This window comes from Nocardia sp. NBC_01388 (genome assembly GCF_045040085.1).
Classification (GTDB): domain Bacteria; phylum Actinomycetota; class Actinomycetes; order Mycobacteriales; family Mycobacteriaceae; genus Nocardia.
On sequence record NZ_CP109553.1, the window covers coordinates 722311 to 737205 of the forward strand.

Sequence of the window (14895 nt, forward strand, 5' to 3'; positions counted from 1 at the left end):
GAGGGGGAGCAGATCACCACCCTGGGTGGGGCCTCGCCGCCCCGGCGCCGAGATGTTCGCGTAGCCGCGTCGGCGGTGAATTAGGCTGGGGACGTGAGCGAGGCGACGACTCCCGGGGCACAGGGCGATTCCGGCTTCGAACTGGGCACCGACGGTCCGCTGGTGATCGCGGTCGGGGTCGACGGCTCCGAATCCTCGTGGCGGGCAGCGGCTTACGCGGCCGGGCTGGCGCGGCGACAGCATGCGCTGCTCGCCGTCGTCTACGTCCAGCCGTGGATGGCCATGGCCGCCGGATTGGGGACCGACGTCCGGTCGGTGACCTCCGAAATAGCCGATGAGCTGGTCGCGGAGATTCGCGAAGCCGTCGAGCGGGTCAAGGATATCTACACCATCCGGTGGAAGTTCCTCACCAGGCACGGCGACGCCTATACCGAACTGGCCAAGGCCGCAGACGAACTCGGCGCCGATGCGGTGGTCGTCGGCGCCTCGCAGCAGGCGGGACACCGGCTGGTGGGGTCGGTGGCCATGCGGCTGGTGAGATCAGGGCGCTGGCCGGTGACTGTCGTACCGTAGCGGCGTGACGGAAGCTCGACACGAGGCGCACGAGCGGGCCAGCTGGGCGGAGTTGTTCTTCGATCTGGTGTTGGTGTTCGCGGTGACTCAAGCGGCGCATGTGCCGGTGGTGGAACAAAGTTGGACAGCGGTGGGCCAGACGGTGCTCTTGCTCGCGATCATGTGGTGGTCGTGGGTCGGGACCACCCTGACCGTGCACGGGATAGAGGATTCGGACAGGCAGCGGATCTTCTTGTTCGCGTGCGGTTTATGTGTGTTCGTCATCGCGATCACCGCACCGCACGCGTTCACCGGATACGGCCCGCCCCTGATTCTCGCCGTGGCGCATCTGGTGCTGCGGCTGCTGCTGTGGGATGCGATGCGGCGCAAGGGCTCGTTCGCGCGGGCCGGGACGCTCGGCAATGTGTTCAACCCGTACACCGTGACCGTGATCAGCGCCCTGCTGCTGGTGGGGGCGGCGGTGGCGCCCCCGGGCGGAATTCGCAACGGGCTCTGGATCATTGCGGTGCTGCTGGCCTTCGCCGGTCCGGCGCTGCTGGCACGCCGGCTCGGAGCCGTGCAGTTCGGGGCCACACATCTGCCCGAACGGTTCGGCACCTTCGTCATCATCGCGCTCGGTGAGATGGTGGCCTCGGTCGGTTCCGAGGCGGCGCAGGCGAATCTCGGGGTGGTGTCCTGGGGCAGTGTGGTGCTGACCTTCGTCCTCGGTTGCGGGCTGTGGTGGCTGTACTTCGCGTACGGGTTCTCGGCCGTGGAGCATTCGCTGCGCACCAATCAGGTGCGTGGCACCGTGGTGCGAGATGTGCTGAGCTACGGGCACGTCATCCTGGTGATCGGACTGGTGCTGGTCTCGGTGGGTGCGCGCACCATGGTCGAGGACCCGACCGCGATTCCGCACGGGGTCACCGGATACCTGCTGCCGCTCGGCGCCGCGCTCTATGTGGCGGCCTTCTGTTTCACCCGCTGGCGAATGTTCGGCGCGGCCACGGTGGGCCGGGCCACGGGGGCCACGGTGCTCGCCGCGCTGGCCGTCGCGGCGCCGCTGCTGCCGGAGATTGTGATGCTGGCGCTGGTGACCGCGATTCTGCTCGCGCTCAACGGTTACGAGCACTGGACGGTCACCACGGGCAGGCCACTGCTCCTGCTGCGCCGAGCGGCGGCCTAGCTACAGCGCCGCAGCCGGGTAGCGTCGGAGCCGGATGTCGAGGCCACTGTGACGCAGGAGGAGGATTTTCGATGGTTGCCAACCGGCCGATCGTTGTCGGAATCGATGGTTCGGACGCGGCTCTGGCCTCGGTGCGCTGGGCCGCGGTCGATGCCGCGCGGCACGGCTGCCCGCTGCACCTCGTCTATGCCGGAGTGCCGGAACAGGACGCGCCGATCTCTCATGATCAAGAGATGCTGCAGCGGGACGGGGATGCGGTCGTCGCACAGGCGACCGAGGCGGCGATCGCGGCCGCCGCGCCGGTGGGGACCGTGGATATCGAGACCTTTGTGGTGGATACGCCGTCGATCTCCGTCCTGGTCGACTTCTCCGAACAGGCGCGGCTGCTGGTCGTCGGCGCGGGCGGGCACGGCGCGGGCGTGCTGGGTTCGGTGAGCAGTGCGGTGGCGCGCCGGGCGCGCTGTCCGGTTGCGGTGATTCCGGCCACCTTCGGCGGTGGCGGCGCGAAGCCGGGTCCGGTGGTGGTCGGCGTCGACGGGTCGGCCTACAGCACCGTCGCCATTCAGATCGCATTCGACGAAGCGTCCTCGCGCTCGGCGGAACTTGTCGCCGTGCACGCCTGGACTCGGCCCATGCTGCACGGCACCCGCCCTGAGCTGGAGGAAGAGCCCGAGGCGCTGCTGGCGGCGAACCTTGCCGGTTACGGCGAACGCTATCCCGACGTCGTGGTGCACCGGGCCGTCGTCGAGGGCTACGCGGTCGATCATCTGATCGAACGAGCAGCGAATGCGCAGCTCATGGTGCTCGGCAGCCACGGGCGAAACGCATTGTCCGCCATGATTATCGGATCGACGAGCCAGGCGGTGCTGGACGAGATCAGCTGTCCCACCATCATTGCGCGGCCATCGACCGGCAACAGCGATTGAATCGTCGTTGCCGGTGGGGGTGTCCGAGTTCGGGTAGCGCACCGGCAATCTGATCGGTGCGCAACGAAACCGGCTCTCCGGGAGGTATTCTCGATGAGATGGGATATCGTGCACTGTTTGCGCTGGTATGTACCGCTTTGGCTGCACTGTGCGCGGTCACCGTACCCGGGAATGCCTCCGCTGATCCCGGGCTACCATCGGTCGGCGGCAATTTCCTGTGGGGTGTATCGAGTTCCGGGTTCCAGAGCGAAGGCTCCGCGCCCGACAGCAATTGGAGCCGGTACGCCGGATCCGGCCGGGCCGAGGGCTATCGCGATTCCGTCGACTTCTTTCATCGTTACGGTGAGGACATCCAGCATGCGGCCGATATCGGCGTCGGCGTCTACCGGATCAGCGTGGAGTGGGCGCGGGTGCAACCGAGTCCGGGCGAATGGGATTTCTCCTTTTACGACAGCGTGATCGCGCGGATCCGCGCGGCCGGAATGCGGCCGATGATCACCCTGGACCACTGGGTGTTCCCGGGGTGGGAGGTCGATCGTGGCGGCTGGCGCAATCCGGGAATGGTCAATGACTGGCTGACCAATGCCCGTGCGGTGGTTGATCGTTATGCCGGATCCGATCCGCTGTGGGTCACGTTCAACGAGCCGCTGGCGTATGTGGGACAGGAGCAGCGGATCGGCGATCTCGGCGCGCTCGATGTCGCGCCCATGATCGATCGAATGGTCACCGCGCACCGGGGGATCTACGACTACATCCACTCCCGGCAGGCCGATGCGATGGTCACCAGCAATATCGCCTACTCGGATATCGGTGCGGCCCAGGCCGATGCGTCCTTCGTCGACCGGATCGCCGACAAGCTCGACTACGTCGGAATCGATTACTACTACGGCGGATCGCTGAGCAATCCGCCGAATCTGGCTGCGATGCTGACCAATCAGCCGTCGAGCCTCGTGCTCGAGCCCGAGGGCATCTACTACGTGCTGCGCAGATATTCGCAGAAGTTTCCGGGCCGGCCCCTCTACATCGTCGAGAACGGTATGCCCTCCGATAACGGCTCGCCGACCACCGACGGCATGACCCGCGCGGATGACCTGCGCGACACCGTCTACTGGGTGCAGCGCGCGAAGGCCGACGGCATGAACGTCATGGGCTACAACTACTGGAGCATTACCGACAACTACGAATGGGGCAGTTACTCACCACGTTTCGGCCTCTACACCGTGGACGTCACCACCGATCCCGGCCTGACCCGCCGCCCCACCGATGCCGTCGGCGCGTACCACGACATCGCCACCTCCGGCGGAGTCCCGGCGGGCTACCTGCCCACCCGAGCCCCCGCGCTCTGTTCACTGCAGGATCTGCCCTCGAGCTGCATCGCCCCGGTCACCGTCCGCTGACTCCGCGCGGAGTCAGCGCCGCCGAGACGCCGGCCGTCTCAGGTGAACAGTGAGCCGGTCTGCGGGTTGATCCAGAGCGGCAGCCCGTCGGCGAGACACACACTGCCGGAATTGATTCCGACGCGGTGCACCTCGATGTCGAGGTGCCCGCTGGCGGTGTAGCCGTCCGGCTTGTGCTGCCGCACCTCGATGGTGTGCCAGCCCAGAGTGCCCGGGGTCCACAGCACCTGCGGATCCCCGTTCGGATCGAGCGTGACCGGTTGCAACGGCGCGCCGTTGTCGGTGATCTCGAATGCGCTGCCGGCCGGGTCGGTGATACCCGCCCCGATGGTCTGCGGACAACCCATGACCGGACCCTGACTACCCGTGTTGTAGACGATGACGCCGACGATCTCCGCGCCGGCATGCGGGGCGGCGGGCAGTAGCACGGCCGCGGAAGAGCAGGCGAGAGCCGCGAGGCCGCGCCGGAACGTGTGAGCTGTCATGATGCGAATTCCTTCGGGTGAGTGCCATCCAATGGAGTGCTGCAACGATGACCTGCCGCTTAGACCTCAGCCAGGTACGTCCCGATCTTCTCATTCGCGTGATTCATCTCGGCTCAGCGGGGCAACCATGGCATGGGCGGGCCAGCCGTATCGGACGATCGACCGCCCGGAAGGAACCATGGACAACTCGACCTCCGTTGCGGGCCGGATTGCGCAGAACAGTGTCTTCGAGCGGTTCGCGCGGGCCGGCTTCGTCATGAGCGGCATCGTGCATCTGCTTATCGGTTATCTCGCCATCCGTATCGCGTTCGGCGGCGCGAGTGGCACCGCTGACCAGTCCGGCGCCATGACGGAGCTGGCCGGTAAGCCGGGCGGCATCATTGCGCTGTGGATAGGCGTTGTCGCATTTCTGGTGATGGCGCTGTGGCGGCTCGCCGAAACTGCGCTCGGCAGCGCGTCTCAACCCGACGCCGACAGCAAGAAGGCCGAGGCGATCGATCGCTTCAAGGCATTCTGCGTGGCAGTGGTCTACTTCGCATTTGCCTTCTCCGCCTTGGGATTTGCCCGTGGGCGCGGCAAATCCAGTGGTGCGCAGAGCGCGGGGCTCACCGCCCGGCTCATGCACACCACGACGGGCACGGTCTGTCTGGTCGCGGGCGGGCTGATCATCATCGGGGTCGGTGGCTACCACGTATACAAGGGATTCAGCCGGAGCTTCCTGCAAGATCTGAAGGACGCCGGCAGCGATTTCGTGCGCTGGCTGGGCACGATCGGATACATCGCGAAGGGCCTGGCCATCGCCGCCGCCGGGCTGCTGATCATCCTGGCCGCGACCCAGTCCCAGCCGAACAAGGCCACCGGACTCGACGGCGCGTTCAAAACCCTTGGCGCGCAACCGTACGGCGCGCTCCTACTTGTCGTGGCGGGGCTGGGCATCATCACCTACGGCCTCTACAGCTTCGTCATGGCCCGGTCCACCAAGATGTAGCCGGGCACGGCCCTCACGGAAATCACCTGGGCGGCAGGTGAAAGCGCAGTAGCGCGGACACCACTTTCCGGGCGTCGGCTCGCTTTTTCGGATCGTGGGCGAGTACGGCCGTCGCGACCGCGAGCAGCATGGCGATCGACCAGAGCGACGCCATCAGTACCAGAACCAGTTGGGTGTCGAACAGCATTGTGGCTCCTGCCGATTCGCCATCGCGTCGGCCGATCCGGTACGGATTGTGCCGAGGCCGGCGACGGTTCGTTTTCAGGCTAGGCAGCCGCGCGGGCGCTATTGCGTATCCGCGTTGGCGAATTTCCGGCCCCTGCGGTGGGGGAACGGCGCGGTGGTGGGTATTGACCCAATTCGCCGATGACGTTCGGCGCCAAACGAATCTGGTGATTCCGCCCCAAGTCATCTGGGGCGGCCTATCTGGGATGGCTCGGCATGATCACGCCGGATGAGCCGGTACACCGCCTGGCCGTCGGTGGCCCGCTGGCATGACACGGCGTGGAAGCCGTCCGCGATGAGATGGCCGAGTACCGCGCAAATCCGCTGCTGCCGTACAACGAGGTCGCGGCTGGGATGCTCGCCGTACACCGAGGGCACCGCGAGCAGCACCGTTCCGCTGCGGGGATCGATGGCGGGGTTCCCGATATCGAGTCCGGCGGGCGGTGGCGGCCAGTGCCGGTGTGGCGGTGCGGTGAGGTCCCAATGGGCCAGAATGCGGTCGGTGGGACGGCCCCGATCGCGTCCAGTGTCCTCGACGCCGTACAGATTCGGCGCGAATCCGCGGCTGCGGGCGCCGAGTACATCGAGGTAGAAGTAGGCGTTGTCGGTGCGCAGCGGATCATAGGCCCAGCGCACGGTATCGACGCCGCGGGCGAGCGAGATATCACGCAGGCGATGCATCAGGACCCGGCCGACCCCGAGGTTCCGTAGCTCCGCGCGGACCACCAGTAACTCCATATAGTGATAGAGGGAGGCAGCGTGGCCCTCGCAGGTCAGGTCACGGCCCAGGAAGGTGTAACTGAACCCAGCTAATAGCCCATTAACCTTGGCGCCGAGCACAATTCCGCCATTGTGGGTGAGAGCTGCGAGCAGTCGGGAACTGGGGGCGGGATCGTCCGACTTCAAGCCGAATACGTCCCGGTACAAGGTGATCGGGTCGGACCAGCTGTCGAGCTCGTTCAGCTCGTTGACTTTGATGAATTCGGTCATGGCTGCCATAACGCGAAAGTGTTGCTCAAAAGGATCATGAAACCGTACCCGCTCCCGGTCGTTCACCCATCAGTTATTGATAGGTTAACTTCGGGGACAATGCATTTCGATGTGCTAATTCGTGGCGGCCTGATATTAGACGGAACCGGTCGCCCTGGCTACCGTGCAGACATCGGCATAGTCGGCGATCGAATGCGCGAGATCGGCGCCTGCGACGGAGCGCATGCGCGGCACGAGATCGACGCATCGGGGCGCTATGTGGCCCCGGGATTCATCGATGCTCATTTGCATGCCGATGCGGTCATTCATGAGCAGGGCCCGCAGTTGGCGCTGCTACGGCAGGGAGTGACCACCGTTGTCCTGGGTCAGGACGGATTGTCCTTCGCACCCGCCACCTCGGCGGCCTTGGCATGGGTATCAAGATATTTCGCCGCGGTCAACGGCTATCGGGCCACGGAACCGGGGGAGCCCGAGTCATCGTCGATCGATTCCGGACAGGTGCTGACCGTCGCGGAACTGCTCGACGGCTATCGGGGCACGACGGCGGTGAACACGGTCTACCTGGTGCCGCACGGGACCGTGCGATACAGCGTCATGCGGGGTTCGCCGAAGCCGCCCGACGCGGACCAGCTGGCGGCCATGGTCCGACTCGTCGAGGAGGGCATCGACCAAGGCGCGGCAGGCATTTCGTCGGGTCTCGGCTACCTGCCGGGCCGCTTCGCGACAGTGCACGAACTCGCCGCGCTCTGCGCTCCGGCCGCGCGCCTGGGGCTGCCCTACGTGACCCATATGCGCGGCTACGGTCAACAGGCGGAGCTGGGCATGGTGGAGGCCGCCGCGATCGGCCGCGAAGCCCGGGTGGCGGTGCATGTTTCGCACTACCACGGTCCGAGCGGTCAGCTGGTCGGGCTGGTGGACGCCGCCCGCCGCGGCGGTATCGACATCACCTACGACACCTACCCGTACGGGCGTGGCTGCAGCATCCTGGCGCGAATGCTGCCGGACTGGTTCGGCGGCGCCGAACTCGACCGCGTGCTCGATCGATTGACCGATCGCACTGCGCGCCGGCGGTTCGCCGCGGAGAGCGACCCGGCGCAGTGGCGCACATTGACGCTGTCCCATGTGCCCGCTGGGTCGTACCGGTGGGCGATCGGAATGCGGATATCCGATGCCGCCGACGCGGCCGGCGTCGATCCGGCTGATCTCTGCGCCGACGTCCTTGTCGATACCGCACTTGACGCCGGTGTGGTGATCGATTTCTCCGAAGACGAGGAATCGATTCGGGAATTGTTGCGCCACAATGCGCATATGGGTGGGTCGGACGGTATCTATATCGGCGAGCAACCTCATCCGCGCGGTTACGGCACCTTCGCCCGGCTGATCCGCCGACATGTCATAGAGCTGGGGGACTGGACCTGGGAAGAGGCCGTGGTACACCTGTCCGCCCGCCCGGCCGCGCGATTCCGGCTGCATGATCGCGGCACCATTGCGATCGGCCAGGCGGCTGATGTGATTGTTATCGATCCGGCCGCGATCAGCGATCACGCCACCTATATCAGACCATTCCGTTTGGCCACCGGAATAGATGATGTTGTTGTCGCGGGTATTCCGGTTCTGCACCGGGGACATCTCACCGGAAGATTGCCGGGTGTTCCCCTCTATCCGGGGTGAGATTGTTGGAGCAGAATAGCTTCCGATATGGATCACCGAATACTCACCGCGGGAGAGCGAATCGAGCTGCGTCGCCGACGCCTCGGCTTGTCGCGCAGAGTGGTCGCGCAACTGTCCGGCCGCAGCGAGGAGTGGTTGCGTCAGGTGGAAGTCGGCCGCTGCCGCCTCGACAGCATCGAAATGGCCACGCGGCTGGCCGAAGTGCTGCATTTCGATAGTCCGATGGAACTGGTCGGCTGGTCGGCGCTGAACCGGCCGATCGCGCACGATGTGGGGCTGGATATGGCGCCGCTCACCCGGGCGGTGATGAACCATCCGTCCGTACATCCGGATATCGATCTCGAATCAGGTTCGCCAACAATCGATTCCGTCCATGACGGACTGGAGCAGTGCTGGCAGGTGTGGCTCGGTTCGCCCGGCCGCTATACAGAACTGGCGGCGCGGCTGCCCCGGGTGCTGGTGGCGGCGCGCGTGGTTCGCGCTGCGGCGCAATCGGATTCGACACAACCGGTCGAGGAGTCGGGCCGGCTGCTCGTCGACGCCTATCAGCTGGCCCGGCTGCTGTTCACCCGTGTCGGCGAGCACAATCTCGCCTGGCTGGTCGCGGATCGGCCCATCGGCATCCTGGCGCGCAACTCCGAGCCGCTCGCCATATCGATCAGTTGCTGGCATATGGCCGGTGTGCTGCTGGCGATGGGCTATCACGCCGAGAGTTTCGACTATGCGGTGACCGCGTCGAAGTGGCTGCGGGTGAACGCCGGGGACGATAAGCGCGCGGCTTTCGTCGACGGGGCGCTGCTGCTGGTGGCCGCCGAGGCGGCCGCCGCACGGCTGGACGCCGACGCTGCCGCGGCGCTGCTCGCGCAGGCCGGGCAGCTGGCCGACGAGCTCGGACCGAACTCCTCGGATCGACGAGTTCGGTTCGGGGCCAAGGAAATCGCGATCACCGGCATGGATATCGATCTGCGCCTCGGGCGGGTCGACGACGCCATCCGATTGGCGGCAGAAACCGATATCCCCGATGAGTCCGCCATCGATGTGCGAGTCGGGTACTTCCTGACCACGGCCTACGCCTACAGCTTGCGCGGCGAGGATTTCGCCGCGGTGTTCGCACTGCAGCAGGTCGAGCGGGCCTGCTCGGAGGATATTCGCTACGACTGGCGCGCACATCGCACCCTGCAGAAACTGGCGCGCCACGATCATCACCTGATCCGGCGCGATCTGGCCAAACTGCTCGCCCTGGCAACCCTCGGCTGAGGCGGCCGATCATCCGGAGATGATCGGCGCCAAGTACTTTCGCGCGAAGGCGTCGAGTTCCTCGCTGGTGCCCAGCGGGGTGGTGCCCTCCGGTTGCAGGACGAGCGAGTGGACGATTCGGCAGATGATCTCCGCGCGGGTGACCATATCGGCGGAGTCCGGGAGCATCCCATCCTCGACCGCGCGCTGCAGCGCGCCCGTTGTCGCCGCGAGCGCCATGACGAAGGTGGCTCCGCCTGCTGTAGTGAGTTGCGGCAGTACCCGTTCCGGTTCCAGGGCCAGCATCTTGTTGAGCAGGGGATGGGTGCGCCAGCGGGTGACGACGGTGACGAAGATATCGGCGACCAGGTCTTCGAGGGTGTGGTGGCGTTCGGGGATCTCGGCCAGTTCGGCGAGCACCCGTGCGACCTCGCGGGTCGTGACGTGCTGCACGACATCATCGCGAGAGCCGACCCGGCGGTACACGGTCACGCGGTCGACGCCGGCGCGGCGGGCAATGTCCTCGATGGTGGTCTTCTTGATGCCCACTTGCTCGAACTGGACCAGCGCGGCGTCGAGGATGCGCGATTCGATGGAATCGGCTGTTTCGAGGGCGTTCTTCGAGGTCATAGGCGGAGTGGTCACCCTTCGACGCTAGCAGAGATCAGGTCCTCTGCAACATTATGGAGCGATTTGTAGCTGCAACATTGCAATGCAATTTGTGTCACTGTACGTTCAGGGCATGGCTGATAAGGCTGGTGCGACGAGGCACCCCTACGGCGACGAAGCGCATGCGATTCATGCTCGCGACGTCCATTTCGACTTCGCGTCGGTGCCGATGCACTACATCCCCGGTGAGGTGCTGGCCACCCACATCGTCAACGTCATGCACCTGGTGCTCCCGGAGGGCGAGCGGGCGATGGCGAACTGTCTCGCCGAGGCATTGCCGCTGATCGAGGACGCGCGGCTGCGCGAGGAGGTCGCGGGATTCATCGGCCAGGAGTCGATGCACGCCGGCAGTCACGAAGGCGCGCGCCGGCATCTGCAGTCGATCGGGCTGGATGTCGAGTCCTACGTGAATATGGTTGCGTGGCTGGTGGATCGGATCCTGGGTGACCACGGTCTGAGCGGTCGTGCGAAGGAAGAGTGGCTCAAGGAGCGGCTCGGGCTTTTCGCGGGTATGGAGCACTACACCGCGGTCTTGGGTGAGTGGCTGCTGAAGGCCGACATTCTCGAAGCGAAGGGCATGCATCCGACGATGCTGGACCTGGTGCGCTGGCACGGCGCCGAAGAGGTCGAGCACCGCAGTGTCGTCTACGACGCGTACATGTATGTCGATGGCAGCTATGCGCGCAAGGCCCGGACCGCAGTGCTGGCCAGTGCCACGCTGCTGCCGCTGTTCATCGTGTCGACGGCGTATCTCTACCGGCAGGATCCGCTGCCGGACAAGGGTAGGTTCTGGCCGTTGCAGTTCGTCAATGCGACTGTGCGCGGCGTAATTCCGAGTTTCACGACGTTCTTCACCGAGATGCCGCGGTATCTGCGCCCGGGCTTTCATCCCTCGCAGCTCGGGCCCATGGATGTCGCGCTGCGGTATCTGGCGCAGTCGCCGGCCGCGCGCGCGGCCGGGCACTGATGGGGACCGGGACCGTGGCGAAGGAATACGCGCCGCCGGTGGCAATGCGCGCTCTGGTGGCGGCTCTGGATGCCTATAAGCAGGTCTTCGTCTCCGGCCGGTCCGCGCATGTGCTGTCACGCTCGAACCCGTTGCGGCGCAGTGGGTTCGAGCTGGATCTAGTGGTCGATGAGGTGCGTGCCGAGGCCGAGGACGTGGTAAGTCTGACCTTGGTCGCGGGAAACGGCGCGCGGCTGCCCACATGGACGCCGGGATCGCATCTGGATGTGTTCCTGCCCTCGGGCCGCCAGCGGCAGTATTCGCTCTGCGGTGATCCGGCGGACCGGCTGCGGTATCGGATAGCGGTGCGGCGCATTCACGGCGGCGGCGGGGGATCCCGTGAGGTGCACGAGGTCCTGCGCGCGGGTCACACCCTGCGAATTCGCGGCCCGCGCAATGCGTTCACCTTCGTCGAGGCGCCCTCGTACCTGTTTGTCGCCGGTGGTATCGGCATTACGCCGATCCTGCCGATGGTGCAGGCCGCCCACGATGCCGGAGCTCGCTGGAAGATGGTCTATCTCGGCAGGTCACGCGCGAGTATGCCGTTCCTGGACGAGCTGAGTGCGTGCACCGGTGGCGAGATCGACATCCGTCCGGACGACGAATTCGGGGTCGTGGATGTCGAAGAGCTGATCCGTCGCGCGGAACCCGGCGCGGCGGTGTACGTCTGCGGTCCGCCGCCGGTCCTGACGGCCGCGCAGCGCACGACATTCGTGCTCAATCCGACGGGATCGCTGCACACCGAACGCTTTTCGGCGCTGCCGGTCGTCGACGGCAGGGAGTTCGACATCCGCCTGGCGCGGACCGGGACCACGGTGCGGGTCGGGTCGGAGGAGACCGCGCTCGCCGCGATCCGCCGCGAACTCCCCGGCGTTGTCTACTCCTGCCGGCAGGGCTTCTGCGGCACCTGCAAAGTCGCGGTACTGGCGGGCGGGGTAGAGCACCGCGACCGCACCCTGCCTGATTCCGAGCGTGCGACGTCCATGCTCACCTGCGTATCCCGAGCGGCCGGCGACGGTCTTGTGCTCGATCTCTGACCGCTCGACATCTAGAAAGGACGATGGCGTCCAATGGAAACTCAGGCCGGATCGATCGAGCACAGGAAAATCGTCATTATCGGCGCCGGGTTCGCCGGCATCGGGCTCGCGATCAAGTTGCGGGAGGCCGGTTTCGACGATCTGGTGATTCTGGAGCGCGCGGACGACCTCGGTGGCACCTGGCAGGCGAACACCTATCCCGGCTGCGCGTGTGATGTTCCGTCGCAGCTGTACAGCTATTCGTTCGCGCCGAATCCGAACTGGTCTCGGACCTACGGCAGGCAGCGGGAGATTCTCGAATACCTGCGCTCGGTGGCGAACCGGAACGATATCGCCGGCCGAATCCGTTACGGCGCTGAGGTTGTGCGGGCGACGTGGGACGAGTCGGAGTCGATCTGGCGGGTGCACACCGCCGATGGTCCGCTGACGGCGGACTTCGTCATCTCCGCGACCGGGGTGTTCAGTGATGCGAAGTATCCGTCGCTGCCCGGTCTGGAAACCTTCCAGGGCAAGAGCTTTCACTCACTGCACTGGGATCACGAGCACGATCTGACAGGTGAGCGGGTCGCGGTGATCGGCACCGGCGCCTCGGCGGTGCAGTTCGTGCCCGAGATCCAGCCGAAGGTCGCCGCGCTCACGCTGTTCCAGCGCTCGGCGCCCTGGATCGTGCCGCGCATGGATCGCACCACCACCGCACTGGAACGATCGCTGCTGCGCCGGGTCCCCGCGGTGGGCAAGGCGATTCGCGGGGGTTACTACACGCTGATCGAGGGATTCGGGCTGATCGGCTTCGTGGACAACAGATTCCGGCATCCGTACGAGCTGCTGGGCAAGATGCAGCTGCGCCGTCAGATCAGCGATCCCGAGCTGCGCCGGAAGCTGACCCCCGATTACATGATCGGCTGTAAACGCGCCATCTTCTCCGACGCCTATCTGCCCGCGCTCGATCAGGACAATGTCGAGGTCGTCACCACCGGGATCGCGGAGGTGCGTGCGCACTCCATCGTGACGCGCGATGGTGTCGAGCGTCCGATCGACACCATCATCTACGGCACGGGTTTCGAATCCGTTCCGGGTGCGTTCGAACGGTTCACCGGGCGCGACGGCCTTACCGCCGCCGAGGTGTATGCCAAACGGCCGCAAAGCTATCTGGGCGCCGCACTCGCCGGATTCCCGAACTTCTTCTGCACGCTGGGCCCGTTCGGCGCGGCGGGAAATCAGTCGGCGATCTTCATGATCGAATCGCAGGTCGCCTACATTGTGGACGCCCTGCGCACCATGCGCGAGCGTGGCGTTCAGCGCGTCGAGGTGCGGCCGGAGGTGCAGGAGGCGTTCCTGGACGAGATGGAGCAGCGCAGCCGTTCGACGGTGTGGCTCACCGGCGGATGTCAGAGTTACTACACGACGGCGGACGGACACAATGCGGGTCTGTACCCGAACTGGAGCTTCGAATACCGCCGCCGCACAAGCCGATTCGATATCGATTCTTATGAGGTGAGTGCGTGATGGGCATCGGCGCGTGGAACCCGCTGGGCTGGATGGCCGGTCCTTCCTACGACGTGAACGGCAAAGCGGTGTTGATCACCGGCGCCGGACAGGGCATCGGGCTGGAGCTGGCGAAGATTCTCTACGCGCGCGGCGCATCGGTGGCGCTGGCCGATATCGATGAGGCGGGCGCTCGCGCCGCGGCCGCCGCACTCGGTGAGCGCGCGGTGGCGATCACCGCCGATGTCGCCGACCGCGAGGCCATGGAGCAGGTGACCGCCCAGGTGGTGGAACGCTTCGGCCGGCTCGACGTGGTGGTCGCCAATGCCGGGATCGTGCCCAAGCCCGCAACACTGCGCGTCATGAACGGCCGCGACTTCGATCGAGTGATCGGCGTCAATCTCACCGGGGTGTTCAATACCGTCCGCCCCGCGCTCGAGCAGGTCATTGCCGCGAAAGGCCATGTGGTCGTGGTGTCTTCGGCCGCAGCCTTCGCGCCGGGTGCGGGCGGATCGCCGTACATGATCAGCAAGGCAGCCGTCGAACAACTCGGTCGCGCACTGCGGGTCGAGCTGGCCGCAGTCGGCGCGAGCGCGGGCGTCGCCTACTTCGGCGTTGTGGAAACCGCGATGACCCATGACACCCTCGACGACGACGAACTGGGCCGCCGCCTCGGCGACATGCTGCCCTGGCCGCTCAGCATCCGGATCACCGCACACGAGGCCGCCCTGACAATCGCCGACGGCATCGCCCGCCGCGCACCCCGCACCATCGCCCCCATCGGCTGGGAGCCCTACGCCCTGCTGCGCGGCGCGGTGAACGTCGTACTGGACAGCACGATGGCCCGCGATGCCCGAGTACACGAATTGGTCAATGCCGTCGAGCAGCGCGTGTGGGGGACCGAGCGCTGAAGCTGGGAATCGGTGTGATCGCCGAACGAGGTTTCAGCCGCGCCAGGGTGTTTCGCCCGTGATAGCGGCCGGATCTGCCAGTCATCGACTGTCCGAGTTGGATCGCGGTGGACTTCGGCGGTGTGCTGCCG

15 protein-coding genes are annotated in these 14895 nt (G+C 65.9%); 11 read left to right on the forward strand and 4 right to left on the reverse strand.

The window, feature by feature from the left end:
• Window positions 1-93: 93 nt before the first annotated feature.
• The 4 genes from OG716_RS03475 to OG716_RS03490 all read left to right on the forward strand — a co-directional run bounded on the left by OG716_RS03475 (window position 94) and on the right by OG716_RS03490 (window position 4061).
• Entirely contained in the window at window positions 94-573 is a 480-nt protein-coding gene (locus OG716_RS03475; RefSeq protein ID WP_405136237.1) for a universal stress protein, read from the forward strand.
• Window positions 574-577: 4 nt separating this feature from the next.
• Window positions 578-1738, forward strand: coding sequence for a low temperature requirement protein A (locus tag OG716_RS03480; RefSeq protein ID WP_405136238.1), 1161 nt, complete (start codon window positions 578-580; stop codon window positions 1736-1738).
• Between the two features lie 71 nt (window positions 1739-1809).
• Window positions 1810-2664, forward strand: coding sequence for a universal stress protein (locus OG716_RS03485; protein WP_405136239.1), 855 nt, complete (start codon window positions 1810-1812; stop codon window positions 2662-2664).
• A gap of 98 nt (window positions 2665-2762) precedes the next feature.
• Window positions 2763-4061 (forward strand): family 1 glycosylhydrolase, encoded by a 1299-nt coding sequence (locus tag OG716_RS03490; protein WP_405139495.1) that lies wholly within the window; start codon window positions 2763-2765, stop codon window positions 4059-4061.
• Window positions 4062-4099: 38 nt separating this feature from the next.
• Here the strand turns inward: OG716_RS03490 and OG716_RS03495 are convergent, their stop codons facing one another.
• The gene (locus tag OG716_RS03495) at window positions 4100-4546 is read right to left on the reverse strand and encodes a hypothetical protein (RefSeq protein WP_405136240.1); all 447 of its coding nucleotides are present in this window, start codon (window positions 4544-4546) and stop codon (window positions 4100-4102) included.
• A 178-nt stretch (window positions 4547-4724) separates the two neighbouring features.
• Here OG716_RS03495 and OG716_RS03500 point away from each other — a divergent pair, with 178 nt between their 5' ends.
• Window positions 4725-5534, forward strand: a complete 810-nt coding sequence (locus OG716_RS03500; RefSeq protein WP_405136241.1) for a DUF1206 domain-containing protein — start codon at window positions 4725-4727, stop codon at window positions 5532-5534.
• 22 nt (window positions 5535-5556) lie between these two features.
• On the opposite strand, the gene OG716_RS03505 is transcribed toward OG716_RS03500, so the two are convergent.
• Together OG716_RS03505 and OG716_RS03510 are read right to left on the reverse strand one after the other, a co-directional pair.
• Window positions 5557-5721 carry a hypothetical protein gene (locus OG716_RS03505; RefSeq protein WP_405136242.1) on the reverse strand — a complete coding sequence of 55 codons (165 nt, stop codon included), beginning with the start codon at window positions 5719-5721 and terminating at the stop codon, window positions 5557-5559.
• A 221-nt stretch (window positions 5722-5942) separates the two neighbouring features.
• Window positions 5943-6758 (reverse strand): GNAT family N-acetyltransferase, encoded by an 816-nt coding sequence (locus tag OG716_RS03510; RefSeq protein WP_405136243.1) that lies wholly within the window; start codon window positions 6756-6758, stop codon window positions 5943-5945.
• Window positions 6759-6941: 183 nt separating this feature from the next.
• Between OG716_RS03510 and OG716_RS03515 the strand changes: the two genes are divergently transcribed.
• Window positions 6942-8420, forward strand: a complete 1479-nt coding sequence (locus tag OG716_RS03515) for an amidohydrolase family protein (protein ID WP_405136244.1) — start codon at window positions 6942-6944, stop codon at window positions 8418-8420.
• A 27-nt stretch (window positions 8421-8447) separates the two neighbouring features.
• Window positions 8448-9677 (forward strand): helix-turn-helix domain-containing protein, encoded by a 1230-nt coding sequence (locus OG716_RS03520; RefSeq protein ID WP_405136245.1) that lies wholly within the window; start codon window positions 8448-8450, stop codon window positions 9675-9677.
• Window positions 9678-9686: 9 nt separating this feature from the next.
• Here OG716_RS03520 and OG716_RS03525 read toward each other — a convergent pair whose 3' ends face one another.
• Entirely contained in the window at window positions 9687-10301 is a 615-nt protein-coding gene (locus OG716_RS03525; protein ID WP_405136246.1) for a TetR/AcrR family transcriptional regulator, read from the reverse strand.
• A gap of 97 nt (window positions 10302-10398) precedes the next feature.
• Between OG716_RS03525 and OG716_RS03530 the strand changes: the two genes are divergently transcribed.
• The 4 genes from OG716_RS03530 to OG716_RS03545 are packed head-to-tail and all read left to right on the forward strand — an operon-like array spanning window position 10399 to window position 14764.
• Entirely contained in the window at window positions 10399-11292 is an 894-nt protein-coding gene (locus OG716_RS03530) for a metal-dependent hydrolase (RefSeq protein ID WP_405136247.1), read from the forward strand.
• Complete coding sequence (locus tag OG716_RS03535; RefSeq protein ID WP_405136248.1) at window positions 11292-12368, forward strand: PDR/VanB family oxidoreductase; 1077 nt, start codon at window positions 11292-11294, stop codon at window positions 12366-12368. The genes OG716_RS03530 and OG716_RS03535 overlap by 1 nt, the downstream gene beginning before the upstream one ends.
• Window positions 12369-12401: 33 nt before the next feature.
• The gene (locus OG716_RS03540) at window positions 12402-13874 is read left to right on the forward strand and encodes a flavin-containing monooxygenase (RefSeq protein WP_405136249.1); all 1473 of its coding nucleotides are present in this window, start codon (window positions 12402-12404) and stop codon (window positions 13872-13874) included.
• Window positions 13874-14764, forward strand: coding sequence for a short-chain dehydrogenase/reductase (locus tag OG716_RS03545; protein WP_405139497.1), 891 nt, complete (start codon window positions 13874-13876; stop codon window positions 14762-14764). The genes OG716_RS03540 and OG716_RS03545 overlap by 1 nt, the downstream gene beginning before the upstream one ends.
• Window positions 14765-14895: the final 131 nt, after the last annotated feature.

What these genes read in the sequence shown, in the direction of transcription:
- OG716_RS03485 (WP_405136239.1), top strand. Translation starts at nt 1,810, where the DNA reads ATGGTTGCCAACCGGCCGATCGTTGTCGGAATCGATGGTTCGGACGCG.
- OG716_RS03490 (WP_405139495.1), top strand. Translation starts at nt 2,763, where the DNA reads ATGGGATATCGTGCACTGTTTGCGCTGGTATGTACCGCTTTGGCTGCA.
- OG716_RS03495 (WP_405136240.1), bottom strand. Translation starts at nt 4,546, where the DNA reads ATGACAGCTCACACGTTCCGGCGCGGCCTCGCGGCTCTCGCCTGCTCT.
- OG716_RS03500 (WP_405136241.1), top strand. Translation starts at nt 4,725, where the DNA reads ATGGACAACTCGACCTCCGTTGCGGGCCGGATTGCGCAGAACAGTGTC.
- OG716_RS03505 (WP_405136242.1), bottom strand. Translation starts at nt 5,721, where the DNA reads ATGCTGTTCGACACCCAACTGGTTCTGGTACTGATGGCGTCGCTCTGG.
- OG716_RS03510 (WP_405136243.1), bottom strand. Translation starts at nt 6,758, where the DNA reads ATGGCAGCCATGACCGAATTCATCAAAGTCAACGAGCTGAACGAGCTC.
- OG716_RS03515 (WP_405136244.1), top strand. Translation starts at nt 6,942, where the DNA reads ATGCGCGAGATCGGCGCCTGCGACGGAGCGCATGCGCGGCACGAGATC.
- OG716_RS03520 (WP_405136245.1), top strand. Translation starts at nt 8,448, where the DNA reads ATGGATCACCGAATACTCACCGCGGGAGAGCGAATCGAGCTGCGTCGC.
- OG716_RS03530 (WP_405136247.1), top strand. Translation starts at nt 10,399, where the DNA reads ATGGCTGATAAGGCTGGTGCGACGAGGCACCCCTACGGCGACGAAGCG.
- OG716_RS03535 (WP_405136248.1), top strand. Translation starts at nt 11,292, where the DNA reads ATGGGGACCGGGACCGTGGCGAAGGAATACGCGCCGCCGGTGGCAATG.
- OG716_RS03540 (WP_405136249.1), top strand. Translation starts at nt 12,402, where the DNA reads ATGGAAACTCAGGCCGGATCGATCGAGCACAGGAAAATCGTCATTATC.
- OG716_RS03545 (WP_405139497.1), top strand. Translation starts at nt 13,874, where the DNA reads ATGGGCATCGGCGCGTGGAACCCGCTGGGCTGGATGGCCGGTCCTTCC.